This window comes from Sphingobacterium sp. UBA5996 (genome assembly GCF_002429765.1).
In the GTDB taxonomy this organism is placed as follows: domain Bacteria; phylum Bacteroidota; class Bacteroidia; order Sphingobacteriales; family Sphingobacteriaceae; genus Sphingobacterium.
The window spans coordinates 1-21,585 of the sequence record NZ_DJAS01000025.1 but is presented as its reverse complement, the minus strand read 5'-3'; the positions used below and the strand labels follow the sequence as shown (position 1 = coordinate 21,585).

24 protein-coding genes are annotated in these 21,585 nt (G+C 39.1%); 13 read left to right on the top strand and 11 right to left on the bottom strand.

Annotated elements, in window-relative coordinates; translation table 11 throughout:
• Window positions 1–96: 96 nt before the first annotated feature.
• Window positions 97–903, bottom strand: coding sequence for an alpha/beta hydrolase (locus tag B3E00_RS19545; protein ID WP_293939736.1), 807 nt, complete (start codon window positions 901–903; stop codon window positions 97–99).
• Between the two features lie 198 nt (window positions 904–1,101).
• Here B3E00_RS19545 and B3E00_RS19540 point away from each other — a divergent pair, with 198 nt between their 5' ends.
• From B3E00_RS19540 to B3E00_RS19525, 4 genes are all read left to right on the top strand, one after another.
• On the top strand, window positions 1,102–1,533 hold the full coding sequence (locus B3E00_RS19540; protein WP_209576757.1) for an SRPBCC domain-containing protein: 432 nt from the start codon (window positions 1,102–1,104) through the stop codon (window positions 1,531–1,533).
• 168 nt (window positions 1,534–1,701) lie between these two features.
• Window positions 1,702–2,160 carry a MaoC family dehydratase gene (locus tag B3E00_RS19535; RefSeq protein ID WP_209576758.1) on the top strand — a complete coding sequence of 153 codons (459 nt, stop codon included), beginning with the start codon at window positions 1,702–1,704 and terminating at the stop codon, window positions 2,158–2,160.
• A 40-nt stretch (window positions 2,161–2,200) separates the two neighbouring features.
• Window positions 2,201–2,659, top strand: coding sequence for a GNAT family N-acetyltransferase (locus B3E00_RS19530; RefSeq protein ID WP_209576760.1), 459 nt, complete (start codon window positions 2,201–2,203; stop codon window positions 2,657–2,659).
• Between the two features lie 60 nt (window positions 2,660–2,719).
• The gene (locus tag B3E00_RS19525; RefSeq protein WP_293939734.1) at window positions 2,720–3,097 is read left to right on the top strand and encodes a bleomycin resistance protein; all 378 of its coding nucleotides are present in this window, start codon (window positions 2,720–2,722) and stop codon (window positions 3,095–3,097) included.
• A 56-nt stretch (window positions 3,098–3,153) separates the two neighbouring features.
• Here B3E00_RS19525 and cysM read toward each other — a convergent pair whose 3' ends face one another.
• The 4 genes from cysM to B3E00_RS19505 form a co-directional block, all read right to left on the bottom strand.
• Window positions 3,154–4,026: a cysteine synthase CysM gene (gene cysM / locus B3E00_RS19520; RefSeq protein ID WP_293888120.1), complete on the bottom strand. Its 873-nt coding sequence runs from the start codon at window positions 4,024–4,026 to the stop codon at window positions 3,154–3,156.
• Window positions 4,027–4,031: 5 nt separating this feature from the next.
• Window positions 4,032–4,841 (bottom strand): serine O-acetyltransferase, encoded by an 810-nt coding sequence (locus tag B3E00_RS19515; RefSeq protein ID WP_209576764.1) that lies wholly within the window; start codon window positions 4,839–4,841, stop codon window positions 4,032–4,034.
• A gap of 122 nt (window positions 4,842–4,963) precedes the next feature.
• Entirely contained in the window at window positions 4,964–5,347 is a 384-nt protein-coding gene (locus B3E00_RS19510) for a DUF3037 domain-containing protein (RefSeq protein WP_209576765.1), read from the bottom strand.
• Window positions 5,325–6,122, bottom strand: a complete 798-nt coding sequence (locus B3E00_RS19505) for a HipA family kinase (protein WP_209576767.1) — start codon at window positions 6,120–6,122, stop codon at window positions 5,325–5,327. The genes B3E00_RS19510 and B3E00_RS19505 overlap by 23 nt, the downstream gene beginning before the upstream one ends.
• A gap of 288 nt (window positions 6,123–6,410) precedes the next feature.
• On the opposite strand from B3E00_RS19505, the gene B3E00_RS19500 reads away from it, so the two are divergent.
• Genes B3E00_RS19500 through B3E00_RS19485 form a run of 4 tightly spaced genes read left to right on the top strand, consistent with a single transcriptional unit; the run spans window position 6,411 to window position 9,608 of the window.
• Window positions 6,411–6,953, top strand: a complete 543-nt coding sequence (locus B3E00_RS19500; protein ID WP_293884420.1) for a DUF1599 domain-containing protein — start codon at window positions 6,411–6,413, stop codon at window positions 6,951–6,953.
• A 7-nt stretch (window positions 6,954–6,960) separates the two neighbouring features.
• Window positions 6,961–8,145, top strand: a complete 1,185-nt coding sequence (locus B3E00_RS19495) for a BT_3928 family protein (protein WP_293888124.1) — start codon at window positions 6,961–6,963, stop codon at window positions 8,143–8,145.
• 5 nt (window positions 8,146–8,150) lie between these two features.
• Window positions 8,151–8,666 (top strand): shikimate kinase, encoded by a 516-nt coding sequence (locus tag B3E00_RS19490; protein ID WP_293884422.1) that lies wholly within the window; start codon window positions 8,151–8,153, stop codon window positions 8,664–8,666.
• Between the two features lie 3 nt (window positions 8,667–8,669).
• On the top strand, window positions 8,670–9,608 hold the full coding sequence (locus B3E00_RS19485; protein WP_293884423.1) for a glycerophosphodiester phosphodiesterase family protein: 939 nt from the start codon (window positions 8,670–8,672) through the stop codon (window positions 9,606–9,608).
• On the opposite strand, the gene B3E00_RS19480 is transcribed toward B3E00_RS19485, so the two are convergent.
• Window positions 9,602–12,178 (bottom strand): cation-translocating P-type ATPase, encoded by a 2,577-nt coding sequence (locus tag B3E00_RS19480; protein ID WP_293888128.1) that lies wholly within the window; start codon window positions 12,176–12,178, stop codon window positions 9,602–9,604. The genes B3E00_RS19485 and B3E00_RS19480 overlap by 7 nt on opposite strands.
• Before the next feature lie 169 nt (window positions 12,179–12,347).
• The gene (locus B3E00_RS19475; protein ID WP_209576779.1) at window positions 12,348–12,557 is read right to left on the bottom strand and encodes a hypothetical protein; all 210 of its coding nucleotides are present in this window, start codon (window positions 12,555–12,557) and stop codon (window positions 12,348–12,350) included.
• 258 nt (window positions 12,558–12,815) lie between these two features.
• Here B3E00_RS19475 and B3E00_RS19470 point away from each other — a divergent pair, with 258 nt between their 5' ends.
• A complete protein-coding gene (locus B3E00_RS19470; RefSeq protein ID WP_293888130.1) occupies window positions 12,816–14,108 on the top strand; it encodes a hypothetical protein in 1,293 nt (430 codons plus the stop codon).
• Between the two features lie 202 nt (window positions 14,109–14,310).
• Here the strand turns inward: B3E00_RS19470 and B3E00_RS19465 are convergent, their stop codons facing one another.
• The gene (locus tag B3E00_RS19465; RefSeq protein WP_209576783.1) at window positions 14,311–15,807 is read right to left on the bottom strand and encodes a succinate CoA transferase; all 1,497 of its coding nucleotides are present in this window, start codon (window positions 15,805–15,807) and stop codon (window positions 14,311–14,313) included.
• Between the two features lie 410 nt (window positions 15,808–16,217).
• On the opposite strand from B3E00_RS19465, the gene B3E00_RS19460 reads away from it, so the two are divergent.
• Both B3E00_RS19460 and B3E00_RS19455 read left to right on the top strand, forming a co-directional pair.
• The gene (locus B3E00_RS19460) at window positions 16,218–17,051 is read left to right on the top strand and encodes a helix-turn-helix transcriptional regulator (RefSeq protein ID WP_293884426.1); all 834 of its coding nucleotides are present in this window, start codon (window positions 16,218–16,220) and stop codon (window positions 17,049–17,051) included.
• Window positions 17,052–17,090: 39 nt separating this feature from the next.
• Window positions 17,091–17,942 (top strand): 3-keto-disaccharide hydrolase, encoded by an 852-nt coding sequence (locus B3E00_RS19455; protein ID WP_293884427.1) that lies wholly within the window; start codon window positions 17,091–17,093, stop codon window positions 17,940–17,942.
• Window positions 17,943–18,088: 146 nt separating this feature from the next.
• Here B3E00_RS19455 and rpsT read toward each other — a convergent pair whose 3' ends face one another.
• Window positions 18,089–18,343 (bottom strand): 30S ribosomal protein S20, encoded by a 255-nt coding sequence (gene rpsT, locus B3E00_RS19450; protein WP_209576789.1) that lies wholly within the window; start codon window positions 18,341–18,343, stop codon window positions 18,089–18,091.
• A gap of 113 nt (window positions 18,344–18,456) precedes the next feature.
• Here rpsT and B3E00_RS19445 point away from each other — a divergent pair, with 113 nt between their 5' ends.
• Together B3E00_RS19445 and sucD are read left to right on the top strand one after the other, a co-directional pair.
• Window positions 18,457–18,990: an RNA methyltransferase gene (locus tag B3E00_RS19445; protein ID WP_293884428.1), complete on the top strand. Its 534-nt coding sequence runs from the start codon at window positions 18,457–18,459 to the stop codon at window positions 18,988–18,990.
• Window positions 18,991–19,080: 90 nt separating this feature from the next.
• Window positions 19,081–19,953: a succinate--CoA ligase subunit alpha gene (gene sucD, locus B3E00_RS19440; protein ID WP_293888132.1), complete on the top strand. Its 873-nt coding sequence runs from the start codon at window positions 19,081–19,083 to the stop codon at window positions 19,951–19,953.
• 77 nt (window positions 19,954–20,030) lie between these two features.
• Here sucD and B3E00_RS19435 read toward each other — a convergent pair whose 3' ends face one another.
• Window positions 20,031–20,531: a DinB family protein gene (locus B3E00_RS19435; RefSeq protein ID WP_293888134.1), complete on the bottom strand. Its 501-nt coding sequence runs from the start codon at window positions 20,529–20,531 to the stop codon at window positions 20,031–20,033.
• Window positions 20,532–20,538: 7 nt separating this feature from the next.
• A complete protein-coding gene (locus tag B3E00_RS19430) occupies window positions 20,539–21,426 on the bottom strand; it encodes a DUF4886 domain-containing protein (protein WP_293884430.1) in 888 nt (295 codons plus the stop codon).
• Window positions 21,427–21,585 lie beyond the last annotated feature (159 nt).

Sequence of the window (21,585 nt, the reverse complement as noted above, 5' to 3'; positions counted from 1 at the left end):
TCGGTAGAATTTTTGAATGAACAATTGTACTATTTTATTTTTTGTTTATGATATTTCAATAAGGCCTATTTTGACACGCTATTTAAATACATAAAACTACTTTTCAATTTGCCTAATCCAGTTAAGCATCAGCAGACAGGCAGGCGCATATACACCACCATGGTCAAAGCCCTGCAGCTGATAGAGTGAGGTTTTTGTATGTCCAACCTGCTTTAATATTGCTGCCAAATGTGCATTTTCCTCGAACCGTGCAGCCATTTCCAATTGCTGATCGCCGGTGATCAGGAGGATGGGCGGCGCATCTTTGCGTACAAATGAAAGTGGTGCAAACTGATCAATCTGAGGAATCACCATCGATTGTCCACGTTCCTTTTTTATTGTATAATGTGTATTGGTCTGTCCACTGATTGGCGCCAGGCCTTTTATACGATCTGCATCAACACCAAATTTTTGAAGATAATGCTTATCTAAGCCTACCATTAAAGCCAAATACCCACCCGCCGAATGGCCCGAAACATAAATTTTTGAAGGATCTCCACCATAATTGGCAATGTTTGAGAATGCCCAGGAAACAGCTTCTGCAGCATCTTCAATATATTCAGGAGCTTTTGCTTTAGGACTTAATCGATAATTGACCGCTATAACCGCCACACCTTTCTCTTTAAGTTCAAGTGGAATAAATTTATTCCCCTCTTCTAATCCCCCCCCATGAAACCAAACAATGGTAGCAAAATTTTTACGATCTGTCGGGATATAAATATCCAATTTACAACGTTCTTTCTTATAAGAATCCGGCTCGTTAGGTTTGCAATACGCAACATCGGTTGTCGTTCTATAGTGCTGAGCAAAAATCAAACTTGGCGAAAACAGGAAAAAAGAGATAATAAGGAATTTGAAGGACATATGAATCGTATTTAAGTCTTACATCCCTTAAAGGTAACAAACTTTAAGAGAAACCATTTAATTGCACTAAAATAAGTTTCAATTTTAGCCTTTTTATTATATCTTGATAATTATCTGGAAACAGATATAACAAAACACAAATTTTCCTGTTATTAACGTAAAAAACATGTATTAAAATAGAAAACAGAGTCACATTATATGGAACGGATAAAAATTGAAACCGCTATCAACGTGCGCGTAGAAACGGTCTGGAATGCGTATAACTCGGCAGAAGATATCATGCAATGGAACCATGCCTCAGATGATTGGCACTGCACAAGTTCAATCAACGACTTACGCATTGGAGGAAAGTTCAAAAATCGAATGGAAGCAAAAAATGGATCGATGGGGTTTGATTTTGAAGGCAGCTATACCGCACTAGAGCCTTTTAAAAAAATAGCCTATGTCATGCCTGATGGACGTCATGTTGAAGTCAACTTCAATGCTAAAAAATCTGTAACTGAAGTCACCATAATTTTCGATGCTGAATCTGAAAATTCCATTGATATGCAGCGTAATGGATGGAAGGCCATACTCGAAAACTTCAGATCTTACGTTGAAAATACTTATGCAACTACACAAAACGGATAATGAATTGGCGACGGACCAGCTTAGCTTGTCATTTCACTCCATCACCTTTTAAATAAAGGATATCTTTAGGATTCTTAAAAGTATAGTTATATTTAGCCACAAATTCGTCTTCCCTTCACCATACATAAGGGGGACCGACAAAAACAAAACGCGATAAAAAGATTACATATGACAATAATTAACAATTATGAAGAGTACAAAGCCTTTGAAGGAAAATCATTAGGCGAATCCCAATGGCATGTTATTGATCAAAAACAAATTAATCAATTTGCGGATGCAACACTCGACCATCAATGGATTCATTTAGATAGTGAAAAAGCAAAAACTGATAGCCCTTTTAAATCAACTATAGCCCATGGCTATCTGACTTTGTCCCTCATTCCCTATTTATGGAAACAAATAGCTGAAGTAAGAAATGTCAAAATGGAAATCAATTATGGGATCGAAAACCTACGTTTTGCACAGCCCGTTTTGGTTGACAATGCGGTGCAGCTACATACACTGGTAAAGTCTGTCGTCAATTTAAGAGGTGTTATCAAAGTAACCATAGAAGCTACATTGAAAATCAAAGATAGTACAAAACCGGCTTACGTAGGTGACGTCATCTTTTTATATCATTTCAATTAGTCTCAGCTTTAGATTCACAGAAATTAGCGAATTCTTATCAATGCACAATCGCTATCAAATAAAGCATATTACAAATCATAAGGAATACCCTTATGATTTGTTGCTTTTAGCAGACGAAACGGTACATGCAATCGATAAATACCTTTACGAATCCCTAGTGTATGTCGTATATGACGTGAAAATGCCGATTGCTGTTTTTTGTTTATATCCGGTCGATTCAGAAACATTGGAAATTAAAAACATCGCCGTATCTCCAGCATTTCAAGGCATGGGACTCGGAACCCAATTGCTTGATTTTATTAAGGCCAATTACCAGCAATATGCTAACCTGATCGTAGGTACCGCAGATTGCGGACTCGCACAAATTCGTTTCTATGAACGAAATGGATTTGTTAAATACGGAATTCGTAAAGACTTTTTTATAAAAAATTATGAGCGGCCTATATATGAAAATGGCCAGTTATTGAAAGATATGATTATGTTGAGGTACAATAAATAACTATCTTTGAAAGAGGCAACTAACAGAATTGATTCAACGGAACTTTATTTATATAAACAGATGAAATTGACTGCCATTCACCCCAAACTACCGATGCGCAATAAATCCATTACAAAGGATTTTTATGTACATAAACTTGGTTTTTCATTGATCGGGAGCGTCGATTACGAGGGCTATCTCATGCTAAAAAAAGATCATGTTGAAATCCATTTTTTTGAATTTAAAGAACTTTCACCCAAAGAAAATTATGGTATGGTGTACGTCCGTACAGACGATATTGACCGCTTGTATCAATCTTTTCAGGAAAACAACGTAGCTATACACCCCAATGGAAAACTTGATACCAAGCCTTGGGGTCAACGTGAGTTTTCAATTTTGGACCCCGACAGCAACCTCATAACCTTTGGGCATGACGCTGAATTCCAAAAAGCCCACTAAGATTGGGTTAAATTAGCATAATCTCCTAGTGGGCCGGGCATTTTTTATGTTATTTTTTAGCCAAAAAGATCCGAACTCAAGTAACGGTCACCGCGGTCGCAGGCAATAAATACAATAACGCCCGCTTCAATTTCATTCGCAATTTTGAGTGCTCCGGCTAAGGCTCCCCCCGTACTCATCCCCGCAAAAACACCTTCGCGCTTAACAAGCTCCCGGGCAAGCTCAGTGGCCTCCTGTTGGGATATATCGAGAACACGATCTACTCTACGCGGATCAAAAATCTTAGGTAAATAGGCCTCGGGCCAACGCCGTATACCTGGTATCGATGATTCAGGAGTGGGCTGGCAACCTACAATCTGAATGGCTGCATTTTTTTCTTTCAGGTAGATGGAGTTACCCATGATTGTTCCTGTGGTGCCCATGGCGCTTACAAAATGTGTAATCTTGCCATCTGTGTCACGCCAGATTTCAGGACCTGTGGTCTTGATATGTGCTTGGTAATTATCTCGATTCGCAAATTGATTCAATATATAATAGCCCTCTTTTTCAGCCTTTTCTTCCGCATAATCACGGCATATTTCCATCGATTCCAACAGGGTAACTTTCGCTCCATACGCCTCCATCGTAAGCGTTCGCTCACGGGTGGAAGAAGCGGGCATCACAAGTTCTAGGCTCAGCCCATATATACCTGCAATCATAGCTAATGCGATTCCTGTGTTACCACTAGTTGCCTCAATCAATTTGCTATCTTTTGTAATATCGCCACGTTCCATCGCTGAACGGATCATATTGAGCGCTGCACGATCTTTAACTGAACCAGCTGGATTATTACCCTCCATTTTCGCAAAAATCTTCACTTTCGGGTTGGTATGGAATTGCGTAATCTCGACTAATGGCGTATTCCCAATCGTATCTATGATATTTCCCATGGTATTTAATTTATTGGTTTCGAATCTATAAACTTTGATGTAGCCTGATGGTATACCGTGGTATACGGCTCTACAGAACTTGTCAACCACACATTACCGCCAATCACCGAATGATGACCGATCTGTGTTTCGCCGCCAAGAATGGTAGCACCGGAATAGATAATCACATGATCACCTATAGTCGGATGCCGCTTTACATTGGAAAAAACCTTATCCACACTCAGTGCGCCTAAAGTTACCCCCTGATAAAGCTTTACATAATTACCAATAGTACAAGTTTCACCAACGACCAGTCCGGTTCCGTGATCAATATGCAAATGATGGCCTATCGTTGCTCCAGGATGGATATCTATTCCAGTTTTGGAATGAGCATGCTCCGTCAATATACGTGGTATCAAAGGAACACCCAAACGATGCAGTTCATTGGCCATCCGGAAAATACAGATCGCAAAAAAACCAGGATAAGTACGTACGACCTCTCTCTTGTTCTGCGCTGCGGGATCCCCGTCCATCAATGCATCGGCATCCCAGCACATCAGTTCATAAAGTTGTGGAATCCGTTCAAAGAATTTATGCGCTACGTCCGAATGATTGCAGCTTTGACAAGCTTTGGATTTGCTCAAAAGCTGCTCCAGTTCCAATTCAAATTGCTCAAAAGCGAGCTTCACATCATCGACAGATTTCATATCGCCTGAATTTCGTTCCGGAAAGAGCACATCCAAAATTCGGATAGCCCATCCACAGATCTTCTTATTAGAAGGCATTTCTAAAACAGCCAATTGCTGCTCATAGATATGTTGATAAAAATCATGCATCTTCACTAATTTATTGAAACAAATATACTATACAATATTGATAGATTAAGCCTTATACTAAAAAACTTAACGGCTTTGACCATCACTTTAAATCCGCTCGCTAATGGAATAAATCCTTTGGCCTAAAGAACCAAACGCTCAAACAACTCTCTCAATGTAACTTCTGGATCTTCACACAAACCGGGATGTGAGGCCGAACATTGGATCAAGGTACTCCGCTTCGCTGTCAACCAACGAAAACGTTCGGTGATATCCAGCTCAGCAAGTTTGCCGGCATCTCTTTCTCCATGACAGATTCGCTGGAAAGAAGACAGATGATTTTCAATCATTTCCAATTCAATATCCGGACAAAGCGACCGCGCTTTCTGTTCATTGACAAAATAAATCATTTTCGCATAACGGTACTTGCGACAATACAGAGCTACACCCACGTTAATAAATTCCTCGCGTTCCACCCGTGGTATCAAACGTACCACAGCGTACTCATATAAGGTCTTTTCTGGCATCTTCAATTTGCTTTACAAAAATGGATGAATTGGCTACACGGCGTTTCAAGAAAGAAACATATACTTCTCGCGCATCCGCCGCCGAAAGTTCACGTTCGGAATCTTCCAACCACTCATCCGGTACCACGGCTAATATGTCACGAAATACCGTCTCCGTAAAAAGTGAACGATATTCCGCATCTATCTCCCCCACCCTACTGGCATTTTTTAACAGTACGTGATCTTTAATCTGAACAAATGGCTTTAACGACTGTTCCTCCCAGTTATCCCAGCTGTGATGGAAATATAAAGCAGCTCCATGATCTATTAACCAAAGTTCTTTGTGCCATATCAGCATATTTGTGTTCCGAACAGTTCGGTCCACATTCATTAAGAGTGAATCTAGCCAAACAATCTTGGATGCTTCTTCCGCCGCAATAACGTCAACATTTGCATCGAATGTGATGGCTCCGCTCAGAAAATGTAGACCTAGGTTTTTGCCCACACTGAATTTAAGTAGATCCTGAATTTCTTCATCAGGCTCTGTCCGACCAAAGGACTCGTCCAAATCGGCAAACACAATTTCGGGCACGCGCAATTTTAACAGTCTTGCCAGCTCTCCGCCAATCAATTCGGCGATGAGGGCCTTCCGCCCTTGCCCTGCTCCCCTAAATTTTATGACATAACTGAAGCCATCATCAGCATCGACCAGTGCCGGTAAAGACCCTCCCTCCCGAAATGGCTGTACATATCGAATGATCTTTACTTTCCTAATAACAGGTTGTTGAAAATCCATGAATTTATTTTTTTTATTAGCTAAAGTTGGTAAACTAATCCACTCTTTTAAAACTATCCCAATTAAACATTTTAGCAAACAGAAAGCAAGAAATCTACACCATGTATTTGAGCATTGCCTAGTGCTTTACCCTGCGAACTTTATATTGTGGTAATATCCAAAATTATTATCTATATTTTATTAATAAAGCATAAATTGTACATTCATTTGACCGTCGGAAGTATTATTTTCTAATTATATTTGTAATGTAATCACAACTTGTCTCATCAAGTTTCTTCAATCAACGATATGGATACCATTCAGGAATATAACAATGTGATCAAGCATTGTCAGGATTTATTTATAAAAAAAACAAAAGATTATGGAACAGCTTGGCGAATTATGCGCCTATCTTCCATTACAGATCAGATTTATATCAAAGCACAGCGTATACGCACACTAGAAATCAAAAAAGTTTCCAAAGTAGGCGAGGGAATCGCTGACGAATATATTGGTATCATAAATTATTGTGTCATGGCCATGATTCAGATTGATTTGGGAGAAGATGGCGAAGAAAATTTGGATACAGACTTTGTGAATCAAAAATATACCGAAAAGGTGACTGAAACCAGAGATCTTATGCTCGCTAAAAATCATGATTACGGTGAAGCTTGGCGCGATATGCGTGTATCTTCCATGACAGATCTGATCTTAATGAAAATACACCGAGTTAAACAAATCGAAGATAATGACGGGCAAACACTTGTTTCTGAGGGTATTCCTGCTAATTATCAGGATATGCTCAATTACGCAGTTTTTGCATTGATTAAATTAGGAATAGCACAACAATAACCGGATTATGACATTGACACAGCAGCGTACCAAAACGAATTATTTATTAGGGTTTTGCCGAATTTTTACCGGACTTCTTTTCATATTCTCAGGCTTTATAAAAGCCAATGACCCGACCGGGTTTGGCTATAAGCTCCAAGAATACTTTGAGGTGTTTCATCTCACAGCCTTTAATGAGTATGCTACCGCAATCGCTGTTGTGATCTGTGGTTTTGAAATTCTATTAGGAGCACTATTATTATTGGGGCTATATGGCAATACAGTTGCTTGGGGCCTACTCCTGCTGATCCTATTTTTCACCTTTTTGACCTTCTATTCGGCTTTTTTCGAGGTTGTAACCTCCTGTGGATGCTTTGGCGATGCAATCCCCCTCACACCTTGGCAATCATTTTCCAAAGACCTCGTGCTGCTGGCGTTGATTCTAGTAATATTTTTTAACCGAAAACAGTTGCGATCGATTATCAAAGGATCAGGCAATCAATTTGTTGTTACAATGATTACAGCGGTTATCTCCTTAGGTATCGGTATTTATACTGTAAACTACCTCCCATTTATTGACTTTTTACCCTATAAGGTTGGCAACAATTTACCTTCGTTAATGGTATTGCCAGAAGGCAAACAAGGGGATCTGTTTGAGCAAATCTATACCATGAAAAATAAAAAGACAGGCGAAACTAAAAAGGTCAACGACAAAACTTATATGGCTGATAAACTATGGGAAGATGAATCATGGGAAATTATAGGTGAACCTGAGAGTAAATTAGTCAAAAAGGGTTATGATATTCCTATTCCAGATCTTTTGATCACTGATGCAGACGGAGCTGATCACACACAAGAAATCATTGCAAACCCTTATTACAATCTTATTATCGTTGCAAAAGATCTTTCGACGGCCAATATTGATGCCATCCAAAAGATCAATCAATCCGCTATCCAGTTAACAAAGGATTATAACGGACTCCGTGTCGTCCTATTAACCGCGTCAGCATCGAAAGACGCTCAATATCTGAGTGATAAAATGCAATTAATCGCGGAGATATTCTACGCCGATCTAGTTCCTTTGAAAAGTATGGTCAGAGCAAATCCAGGCGTACTACTCTTAAAAGGAGGAAACGTGATCGGAAAATGGCATTATAATAATTTTCCGGATGCCAAATCCATTGAAGATGAATTTCTAAGTAAAGACAAATAATACCTATGCCTAAACCTATATTTTTGATTGGTTATATGGGAAGTGGAAAAACTACCCTTGGTAAAAAACTTGCCAGTAAACTAGAGCTGCCATTTATAGACACTGATGAGGAGATCGTCAAGCAAATCGGCATGAGTATTACTGAGTATTTCGCGCAATATGGCGAAGATGCATTTCGCGCATTGGAACGCGAGCAATTGCGTAAATTTGCGGAGAAAGCAGCTGTAATCTCAACAGGGGGCGGTGCACCTTGTTTCTTCGACAATATGGATTGGATTAAGGCAAACGGCTATGCAGTGTATTTACACATGTCTCCAAAAGCACTATTTGACAGGCTTTCGCAATCAAAACTTCACAAAAGACCGATTCTGATCGGAAAATCACCTGAAGAACTCCGCTTATTTATTGAAGAAAAACTGATCGAAAGAGAGCCTCATTATACGCAAGCCCATCTAACAATCGATCAATTAAATACCAGTGTCGAAGAACTGGCCGATCTGATTATTGAGCACAATAAATAAACAATGAAATCTCGTATCGCCCACTATTTCCTCTTATTGATCTGCCTGGTATTAAGCAGTTGCTTGCGGCATGGAGACAATACGGACGGCTTGCCGGTAGGTAAACGCTTAAAACTCCAGCATGTTGAGGAATTATATCAGTTTTTGACCTATGACGATAATCGCTATCCTTTGGTCAGTTTGCATCGCGGTGGCCCGACATCCGGATACCCCGAGAATGCTATCGAAACATTTTCTTATAATGCGAACTTGCAGCCAGTCATTATTGAGTGTGATGTACGCCTCAGCAAAGATTCAGCATTGGTATTAATGCATGACAATACGTTAAACCGTACAACAACGGGCAGAGGGCCTGTGAACGCCAGCACCTTGTCGGAACTCAAACAGCTACGTCTATTGGATAATTACAAAAAAATAACACCATATCAGATCCCAACGCTGGAAGAAGCGCTATCTTGGGGAAAAGGTAAGGTAATTTTCACCTTAGATATAAAGAATGATGTTCCTTATGAAGCTGTTATCAATGCTATCCGTAAGCAACGTGCAGAATCTAGTGTGGTCATCATTACCTACAGCGCCAACCAAGCAGCCAAGGTCCATAATCTCGCTGGCGACTTAATGATTTCGGCTTCTATCAATACCGTGAACGATCTTGCCAGGCTTAATGAAAAAGATATTCCAGACAACCGCCTATTAGCCTTTGTAGGAACGCGAGAAGCGGATCCTCAGTTGACAAAAATACTCCACGATCATGGTATCATGTGTATATTGGGTACACTTGGTAATTTGGACAAACAAGCAGATAAAAAAGGCATTCAAGTTTATGCAGGATTTATTGATCGAGGTGCAGATATACTGAGTACGGATCGTCCTACCGAAGCAGGACGAGCGCTGAATTTCTATATCAAGAAAAGAGGAATCACTTCAAAATTTATTCAGTAATATCCCTGATTTGACTGCGTCTTCTTTTGGCTGTCAAAACTATATTTACATTCTTTTTTCCGCGATTTTTGATGGGCAATTCTTCTGAACAGTTTATAAACCTCGAACCATAGCACAGATACAGCGGCAACGGCGAATGTTATGCCTAATTCATGTCCGCTCAGCGCTGTTACGTTAAAAAAATCGGCCACCGGCCCCACATAGAGTATCACAGCCAAAAATAGGAGCACAGCGATTGAAATACCCAACAGCAACAGATTTCTATTTTTAAAACTTTCAAAGATGCTATAGTGGAAAGATCTGTTTGCATAACTCAACAAAATATTAGCAAAAATTAAAGTGGAGAAAACCATTGCCCTTGTTTTCTCTTCCGTATCACCCTGCTGAACGGCAAGTTGATACACAAATAGAATCCCTATCGTGATGATAACCCCTTGAACGATGCTTATGCCAAGCTCATTGATACTCAAAAAGGTATCGCTCATTGCTCTGGGAGGACGTTTCATGGTATCTTTTTCAATTGGTTCGTTTTCATAGACAATCGAACAAGTAGGCCCCATCACTAACTCAAGAAAAATTACATGTACGGGGCTAAAAATCTGTGGAAATACCCAACCCAAAAACAATGGAAGCGATACGGTTAAAATAATGGGGATATGAATAGAAATAATATATTGAACCGCCTTCTTGATGTTTGCATAAATTCTTCTCCCAGCTGCTATACCGATGGTCAATTTTTCTAAATCATCGTTCGTGATGATGAGTGCTGCAGCTGATTTTGCAATTTCAGTACCTTTATCGCCCATAGCCACTCCTATATGAGCAGCTTTCAATGCCGGCCCGTCATTTACTCCATCGCCAAGCATAGCAACGACTTCACCGTTCTTTTTCAGCGCATTTACAACGGCCAATTTAGCATCTGGGAACATTCTTGTAAATAAGGTTGTTCTCTCCGCTAACGCTATTATTTCAGCTTCCGATTGGCTCACTATTTCGCTGCCATTGACTGGCGGGGTTAAGCTAATAATTCCAGCCTGGGCCGCTATTGCCTTAGTGGTGTCAGCATTATCACCGGTTATTACTTTAACTTTAATCCCCGCGGCATAGATATGCTCGAAAACTTTTTCAATATCCTTTTTAGGTGGATCATAAAACACGGTCAGTCCTAAAAATTCAAACGCAAAATCCTGTTGCTTTGTAGGAAAATTATCGCCTTCGAATTTCGCCTTGCCCACGCCCAACAGACGAAATCCCTGCTCTCCATAGGATGTAATAATACCTCTAATTTTATTTTTCTCATTATCGGAAAGCCTAGAGACACTAAGAATAGCCTCAGGAGCGCCCTTAGCTGCAATAATCCTTTCTTTATCGCGATTTTCGAAAAGATGAGTCATCATCGGTGGCTTGCCTTCCAGGGGATATTCATGAAATAGCTTGAATCCATTTCTAAGGTCCTGCTGCTGCGTTTTTTCGTATATTTTATGCAACGTAATTTCCATCGGATCAAAGGGCACAGGCTCACTACTCCACATGGCGTAATCGATAAGTTCACTCAGCGCTGGATCACCAAACTCTTCCTGTTTATACGAGGCATCACTAGCGTAATTATACAGGTATTTTAACTGCATTGAATTTTGGGTAATCGTTCCCGTCTTATCCGTGCAGATCACAGTGGTACTACCCAACGTCTCAACAATACTGCTTCTTTTGATTATAATTCCTTGACGCATAAGTTTCCAAGCACCCAGTGCCATAAATGTTGTGAATGCAACAGGAATCTCTTCAGGTAGTACTGACATGGCCAAAGTAAGCCCATTGAGCAGACTTGCCACTAAATTACCACTGTCAATAAAACTATATAGACAGACAAACAAAAAAATTAGGATACCAATAATGGCCATTACTTTTACAAACTTTTGAATTTGCAGTTGCAACGGTGATATCTCTTCTTTAATGTTACTTATAGACTCGCCGATCTTACCAACACGCGTCTCTTTGCCGGTTTTTGTAACTTCAAAGACTGCAAGGCCAGAAACTGTAACCGTTCCGCCATACACCATGTTATCTTCGGATTTATTATCCTTAAATACGGAAAAGCTCTCTCCCGTCAAAGAAGATTCATTAACAGAAAAATCGTTACTATGTAAAATATGACCATCGGCGTTTATAATACGCCCTTCTTCAGTAATACAGAGGTCTCCCACAACAATCTCATGAGTCGGGATGTCAGTAACTTTACCATCTCGAATCACAGTGCTTAATGGTTCATTTAGCTTTTCTAGTTCTTCTAAAGCTCTCTTGCTGCGGTTATCCTGATAAAAAGAAATTGCCGTGACGGCAACAATAGCAACAAACATAAACACAGCCTCTCCATAATTCCCTACAAGGACATAAATAATGGAGATTACAATCAACAGGATCAACATCGGCTCCTTCAAAATACCGACAAGTAGTTCAAACCAGGTACTCTTATGGTTTTCGCTCAACTGATTCCAACCATATTTATATCTAGCAGCAGCAACCTCGCTTGCAGAAAGACCTTTCAAATTTTCGGGGATATTATATGACATATCGAATTAACTAGGTTAACTAAATATAATGAATAATTCCGATTTTAAACCGGTCAAATCTTCTGCTGTTCAAATTATTACATCACTCATCCAATGTTTTTAGCAATAAAACACCTACTCAATTCGTCTTCTAAGGAGCTCAAAAATAGCGCATAACATTTAACCCCATTTATATTTTTTTGAGTTCTTCTTCCGGCCAGGTAAGTAGCTCCTTCAATAAATAAGTTTTGGGTGCTGTATCCGCTGTATCCTCCGCGAATTGCTTTAGAAATTCGGGGATATCACCTTCAACTTTAATTAACTCTCCATCCTGAAGAATGTCATAGCCAGCCGCAATCCATTCTTCAATTTTTTCCGTAGTGATTTGTAGTTTCTCCATATACTATATCGTACACTTCTGCAACAATAAAAAATACTCCAATAACGGAATATCAATTTATAAAAAGCAGTTCCTTTAAAATTAGAACAACACTAAGCGATAAATCGTTGGCATGACTATAGTCCCTCACATCCGCGCAAACAGTAAGTCATTGAATGAATCGACAGTGACAAAAAATCAAAAAGTTTTTTATTACCTTAGATACATAAATCGAAATAAGAAAACAGCTTGTTTTTCATTAACTATATGATCACACATATGAAAATATATGCCTTTGTTTTAAGTGTAGGTTTACTTCCCGCTGTTGGCCTCTGTCAGAAAACCGTCACGCCGGGTAGTCGCGATATCAACACCAACTATATTAAACCAGAAAAATCGCTATACACTGTTTATTATGTCAAAGATAACACCTGGGATAAGCAAGGGTCATTGACCTACAACATTATCGCCGCTAATAATCAACTGACTTTAACCAATACCTATGTTCCAAAGGATAATGCATGGACTTCGATGCGAACCACTGTTGCCGATGCAAAAACGCTTCAACCGATTAGCTATTCCAGCGATGGAAAGGAAACGAAGTTAAACCTCAGCTTTGGCGAAACAATTACAGGTAATTATTATTCGAAGAAAACTAAAAAAGATAAAAAGATTACGTTGAATCCGACTCAGCCATTTATAGATTTTAACTGGATGGATCACGTGATTTTAACCCTCCCTTTAGATCTCGGTTATAAAGCGCGCATTCCACAATTCTACTACAATAGCAATTCGGACATTTTCGTTGAAGACTACACGATCAAGGAAGTAAAAAGCTACAGTTATGGTTCCCCAAAAACGGGTAAGCACGACAGTTGGCTAGTTACACTTTTAGAAGAGAGTACCGGTGCCATTTATAATTACGTAGTCGATAAGAAAGATCGACGGTTATGGCAACGTGAGATGTCCATGGGTAACGGAAAATGGGAAATTACAGTAAACGAAGAGCTGGACTATCAACCTATTAAAAATAGATTCAACAAAGAACAAGCTGCCCAGCAAATAGCCCGAGGGAATAGTGTCATCATCGGGACGGCTTACGCAAGGTCTAGCTCAGGAAAAAAACTTGGTGGTCTTGTCAATACCGCAAAAAAGCAGTATGCTCCCAAAGGTACAGAAATCACACTCTTCGCCAACTCTCCTTATTACGAAGAATGGTTGGAAGTCAATAAAAAGATACGAAAACAAAAGAAGGTTCAGGAAGTGCCATTAGACCCTGATTTCGGATATGCCGTTAAAAAAGCAAAGGTATACGACGATGAGGGCCATTTCGAATTTACAGATCTGATGCCTGGTAGTTACGTGATCATGGCAAGCTTCGATTTCACCAATTCTTATAACTATTCATACGTATCAGGTTATACCAATTATTATAATTATTGGGGCTATACAGGTTCCACCACAAATTATGGTACGGCAAGATCATCCTATGTCGATAAGGCTAATATCGAAAAACGTGTCACTATCGAAAAAGATGGCGAAAAGAAAGAAGTGAGTTTAAAGGAAATGTAACGTAAAAATGCCGTTAAAACAGCTGTTGTAACGGCATTTTCCAAGCACTCCTCCTATCCAAACTGTTTGATCTAACGTCCATGTAATCCTCAACGATAACGTGACCACTGTTGCGACCTCATGATTTTAATCGCTGCAATTAAGTGATCAAAATCCGATTATAATCGGTGGCAAAATACGTGATACTTCCATTGGAAGAGCGCTATTTATGTTTTTTCATAGTGCCTTTTTCACGGAGATGAATATGCCAGCTAAAAGCTTCTTCTAATAAATGCGGAGTATGTCCCCCCCTTTCACAAGCTCGGTTGTAGTAATCTAAAAGCTGTTCCTTATAATCAGGGTGTACGCAGTTATCAATAATAACTTTTGCACGTTCGCGAGGTGCTAAACCACGTAAATCGGCCAAACCAAAATCTGTTACTAAAATATCAACATCATGCTCGGTGTGATCTACATGGGAAACCATCGGAACAATATGAGATATCGCATCCCCCTTAGAGGCTGCCTGAGTGACAAAGATGCTCAAATAAGCATTTCGTGCAAAATCACCTGATCCTCCAATACCATTCATAATATTAGTACCCGAAGTATGGGTAGAATTTACATTTCCATAAATATCAAACTCAATGGCAGTATTGATCGCTATAATCCCCAAACGTTTGATCAATCCAGGAGTATTGGAGATATTTTGCGGACGCAACACAATTTTATCACGGTATCGATCCAAATGATCGAACACTCTTGAATAACATTCTTCCGAGACTGTTATTGAAGAAGCCGAAGCAAAATCAAGTTTCCCGGCATCGATGAGATCGAACGTACTATCCTGCAACACTTCGGAAAACATAGTTAAATTTCGAAACTTACTATGTATAAATCCCGTCAAAACAGCATTGGCAACTTTTCCAATACCCGCTTGAAGCGGCATTAAATTCTCTGACAAATGGCCAAGTTCCACTTCACTTTCAAAAAAGTTTAAAATATGCTTTGCTATGGCTGTTGTTTTGACATCTGGTTCAGCAATATCAGCAGGGCTATCCAATTCATTCGTAAAGACAATCCCCACCACCTTGCTTGTATCCAAAGGAATAGTTTTACGACCAATTTTATTTTCAGGAGCTACGATTGGAATAACATTACGTCGTGGATAATCTTCTGCCTGGTAAATATCGTGTATTCCCTTGATGCTCATCGGGATCGCTGTATTTACCTCTAAAATAACCTGCTTAGCCAAAGCAGCAAAAGTCGCTGAATTACCCACAGAAGTCGTTGGAACAATACTTCCGTCAGATTCAATTGCTGCAACTTCGAGTACGGCAATGTCTACTTGAGGTAAATTCTTATTGTGCAGCAATTCTGCTGTTTCGCTTAGATGTTGATCAATAAACAATACATCTCCAGCATTTATTTTATTACGTAGAATACGGTCTACCTGGAAAGGCATGCGCTTGGATAATGCTCCTGCCTCGGCCAATTTACCGTCAGTTCCATGCCCTAAAGAAGCCCCAGTGATCAAGGTTATTTTCAATGGATCCACCTTGGCGCGTTCAGCTAAAGCCGGTAATACAACCTTGCTATCTCCAGCCTTCGTAAAGCCACTCGATCCAACCACCATTCCATTTTGAAATAGTTTAGCGGCTTCTTCACCTGTAATTACTTTATCATGTAAGCTTTGAACTTTTATTCTTTCGTAAGCCATAGTGTTATAATTTTATTTTATTCAGTTATTGTAAACTTAAGAAATTGAAAGCTATTTATTATATTTTACCAATCTCTAAACCAAACAATTTTAGCATTTTTTCCAACGCTATATTTATTGTCATGTGACACAAAATTATCCAAATGCGACTAAGAAAACGCAATTGGCTACAGATCAAAAATATACAACAAATCATAGCAAAAAAATAGTTTACATCATCTAGATTCATAATTTATATCATACTGTAAATAAACAACTTACTTTAAATGCATCAAAATTAAAGTAAGTAAATACTAACTTTCCAACTAAAGAAAAGCCGCTTTATTGTAAGTATACACTCACCTTTACCAAGTAAAAAGTGTGGTCTAGTAAAAAAGTCTTACCTTTGTCACATAGGATGATAGTTTAAGATGAATACACAAGATATAACGACAGATGCAAAATATGTCAACCGTTATTACATGACGGAAGTAGACTCATTTGAAGATAGCATTTATTGTCACCATGCTATTATAGCAGAGCATTATATTTCCGAGCATCGCCATGATAAGGATCAATTTCTATACACCGAAGGCGGTGTTGTTTTTATTAAAACAGAGAAAAAGTCTTATTTCTTACCAGCGCGTCATTATTTATGGATTCCAGCCGGTATAAAGCATAGTATTCATCCAAGTACTCCCGAGGTCGTTATGCGTAATTTGTACTTTCCAAAAGCCAATAATGATGCTCCATTTTACAGCAAGATGGGAATTTATCCCGTAAATGATCTTTTGATAGAGCTTATCATGTTCACTAACCGCTGGAACGGCAATATATTTCCAGTTGAAGAACCTAAATACAGCATTGCTACAGCATTTAAACTTATCCTTCCGGAGTTATCCCTACATGAACTTCCATTAGCGCTGCCCTATCCCAGTCACCAAAAATTAAAGGATATAGTCACTTACCTCGAAGAAAATATAACGGAAAATGTCAACTTCAAAAAGCTTGCTGGATTATTTAATATCAGCGAACGCACATTAGCCAGATTGTTTCAAAAAGAATTAAATATGTCTTTTATTCAGTATTACACAATTCTCAGAATGCTGACGGCACTTAAGCTGCTTTTGGACGAAAAATTGAGCGTAAATGAAGTTGCACTCAAAGTGGGGTACAATAGCTTACCCACATTTAGTAACACATTCAATAAGGTTGTCGGTATCCGTCCCAGTGAATATGTCAAACAAAAAGAATTGCTTATTTAAAAATGTTTACCTAATTTAGGTCAATAAACCTAATTCAGGATGAAATTCAAACATATCATTTATAGTACTGGAATTCTATTGCTTAGCACGAATCTATTTGCCAACTCTCAAGACAAGAAACCCAAACCCATTCAATTATTTAATGGGAAAGACTTAAAGAACTGGACCCCTAAAATTAGAAATCACAAAGTTGGGGATAATTATAAAAATACATTTCGCGTAGAAGACGGTTTACTTAAGGTGAGATATGATGGCTATGATAATTTCAATTTTCAGTATGGCCACCTGTTCTATAATAAAGAATTCTCTGCTTATCTATTACGTGTCACTTACAGATTTGTTGGTGAACAGGCTAATGGTGGCGAAGGCTGGGCCTGGCGTAATAGTGGGGCCATGTTACATGGACAAGATCCGAAAACCATGGGTGTAGATCAGGACTTCCCAATATCAATTGAAGGACAGCTGCTGGGCGGAAATGGCAAAGATGAACGGACCACAAGCAATCTATGCACTCCAGGTACAAACGTTGTTATGGACAACAAATTATTCACTCCACATTGCATCAGCTCAACATCCAAAACTTATGCCGGGGACCAATGGGTAACTGCGGATTTTTTGGTGCTGGGCGACTCTTTAGTACAGCATATTCTTGAAGATAAAGTAGTCTTACAGTATACTAAACCCCAAATTGGTGGCGGAAACGTAAGCGATTTTGACCCAAGTGTAAAAAAAGATGGTCAGCTATTGACTAAAGGTACCATTTCACTTCAAAGTGAAAGTCATCCGATTGACTTCAAAAAGGTAGAACTTTACGATTTAGAACCTTATATGAAAGATCCAAACAAATTGAAAAAGGTTATTGCCGAATTGCTGCCCAATTTGCACCAATAAGGTTTGCAAGAAAGGCTTAAACATAAAAAAGCATCGAATATCGATGCTTTTTTATTTACAATTCGCTTGGAAAGAGAAATCCAAAGTATATAACATAAAGAAAAGGGATACAGCGAGCTGTACCCCTCGATATCTATACAAAAAGCTTACGCTAAACTGTTAACAAATTTAGTTAACTTAGATTTGTTGTTTGAAGCTTTTTTCTTGTGGATCACATTTTTCTTTGCCAAACGATCAAGCATAGAAATTACGCGAGGTAACAATGTTTTTGCTTCTTCCGCAGAAGTAGTATGACGTAATTTTTTGATTGCGTTACGTGTAGTTTTTGCTTGGTAACGGTTTCTTAAACGTTTAGTAGCGTTTGCTCTAATTCTTTTGATCGCTGATTTATGATTTGCCATTTTTTTTAGCTAATTTTTATTCAATTTTTTCTTGTAATTCGGACTGCAAAAATAACACCTTATTTTCAATATTCAAAATCTATTTTATTTTTTAGGTTTAGTATATTTGCAGCATGCAAAAATTATCGATGGATGAACTTCAACGTACAGATGTTGAATCGTTTAAAAAACAAGAAAAAACTCCAATCGCAATCATTATGGACAATGTACGGAGCATGCATAATGTAGGCTCGGCCTTTCGTACAGCAGACGGATTTGCTATTGAAAAAATATACTTGTGTGGCATCACCGGAACACCTCCCCATCGCGAAATCGAAAAGACAGCCTTAGGAGCAACTCAATCGGTCGCTTGGGAATATCACCAGGATACGACAGCTGTCGTCGATCAGCTTCGGTCAGAAGGCTATGTCATTGTTGCCATTGAGCAAGCAGATAACAGTGTCATGCTACAGGAGTTTGAACCCGAAAATCATCAGAAATATGCATTGATTTTTGGAAATGAAGTCAATGGGGTTGATGAAGAGGTCATGAGAAAAATTGATACCTGTATCGAAATACCGCAATACGGAACTAAACACTCCTTCAATGTATCTGTCGCAATTGGCATTATTCTTTGGGATTTTATCCAAAAACGCAATTCCAATTAAAAATTTATCAATAAAGGTCACATTCCTATTCACATTGCTTCCATTTTAGAAAGCAAAATAGTAGATTTGTGTGCAAAATTTAAAGAAGAAATGAGTGTATTAGTTAATAAAGATTCAAAAGTAATCGTTCAAGGTTTCACTGGAAACGAAGGTACTTACCATGCTACTCAAATGATTGAGTACGGAACAAATGTAGTTGGTGGTGTTACTCCTGGTAAAGGTGGTCAACAACACTTAGACCGTCCTGTATTCAATACTGTTCAAGATGCAGTAGACGCTACAGGAGCTAATGTTTCTATTATCTTTGTACCTCCAGCATTTGCTGCAGATGCGATCATGGAAGCTGCCGCTGCAGGTATTGAAGTGATTGTTTGTATCACAGAAGGTATCCCGACAAAGGATATGATCCAAGTTAAATCTTATTTAAGCGACAAAAACTCTCGTTTAATCGGTCCTAACTGTCCAGGTATTATCACTGCAGACGAAGCTAAAATCGGTATCATGCCAGGATTTATCTTCAAAAAAGGTAATGTAGGTGTAGTTTCTAAGTCAGGAACTTTGACTTACGAAGCTGTAGATCAAACGGTGAAAGCGGGATTAGGAATTACAACTGCAATCGGAATTGGTGGCGACCCTATTATCGGTACTACAACAAAAGAAGCTGTTGAATTATTAATGAATGATCCTCAAACTGAAGCTATCATCATGATTGGTGAAATTGGTGGTGGAATGGAAGCTGAAGCTGCGCGTTGGATCAAAGAGCATGGTACTAAACCTGTTGTTGGATTTATCGCAGGGCAAACAGCGCCTCCAGGACGTCGTATGGGACACGCTGGTGCAATTGTAGGTGGCGCAGATGACACAGCTGCTGCAAAAATGAAAATTATGCGTGAGTGTGGCATTCGTGTTGTTGAGTCTCCAGCTGAAATCGGAAAAGCAATCGCTGAAGAATTGGCTAAATAATTAGCTGATAAAGTATATAAAGAAAGGGAATCAAAAATTTGATTCCCTTTTTTTATTCTTATTGGCGACGATACGCACTAAATCGGCATTGCTTCATCTGCCGATGGTCCATATAAGCCCGGTACAGCAATATCCAACAATCGTAAATATACTGTTAACTGACCACGATGATGTACTATATGGTTATTAACAATAAAACGTATCGCTCCAGCTCGGGGTAAACGTGCAATGACATAATCTCCAGATTGTAAAACCCACTCTTTAAACCAGTCTTCCTCTTGAATACCTTCAATTGCGGCCTTATTATTTTCCAATCCTATTGTTAAGATCTCCTTTAATTCTTCTACAGAAGACACTTTAACAGGTTGATAATCCACTTTAAAATCAAATACATCTTTTGGTATTGCCTGATGTACCCAGTTGTGTAGTCCAACCACATGAGAAGCCAGTTCGCCCAAGCTCATTGATTTATCGTGCGGACGCCAATCCAATTTATCATCCGGTATACGCTCTAAAATACGTCTTGTGTTTTTGGTTTCTTGATGCAATTCGATCAAATAACTCTTTTTGATACTCATATAAATATTAATTGACTAATTGAAAATCCTTTAATACCGTTACTGCATAAGGAGCTTCCACTGCTTTATGTGCAGCAGCCCGCGCAATAGTTCCCTCCACATAGGTTACTTTGAGGGGTAAAAATGTATTACCCAACACACTTTCATGGAACAAAGACTCATACCAGGTACATGCCGCAATAAAACGTCCGTAATCTAAATTTAGATGATAACCATCGCGTGTAAAATGATCCCCCATAAAACTTGAGCGTGCATTTTGGATCGCTGTGCCACATGGGACTAATAGATCAAAATTCCCCCAGTTAAAGACCTCTCGCGAAGTATGGGCAATAGCCTTATACATATTATCCTGACTACGGTTATAACGGATAAAACCTTCGTGAGATGCCCCATTTTGATATGCCCAAGTCTGATGCAGTATATACTTCGTCTCAGGAAATGCAACATGCTTCGTTACGTACTCATATAAGGGGGGAAGATCTTTCGCATAGGACTCATAATCACCTGATAGCGGACTCGCTTGCTGAAAGCTGATATAATCCCAGGCTTCATCTATTAACGCGTCAGATAAGCGTTCATTTGCTTTCTCAGACATTTGGCCATCAATATTGATTTTGCGATAGCGGTAAGCAGGCTTATCATCTTTTGCATTCTTTACATGTAAACTTAAAGGAGCCCCACCAATATAGAGATTTCCGATCACTATCTTTTTCTTTCCTGCTTTCGCTAATTCATATAAATTTTGTTCAATAGCATCTTCGGAAAAGCTATTACCGATGGCCAAAATGCGTAATACGCCGTCGTCTAGAGATTTACTCTGCGCAATTAGTCGATCATGCTTTAGAAAGAACAAGACCAAAAAAACGAATATCGATATCTGTTTAATTTTCATCATAATAAAATGCAATAAGCACTAAATTAGCTAATATCTGGTAGAAATACGAATGATAGTACATAGAAAGTGGACCGCCACTGGGCCCGCAGCGCGTAAGGATGGGAACGGAACATCTACCGATGGACCAGCCCCATCTATGGCCATGGAGGTAGTTAAACG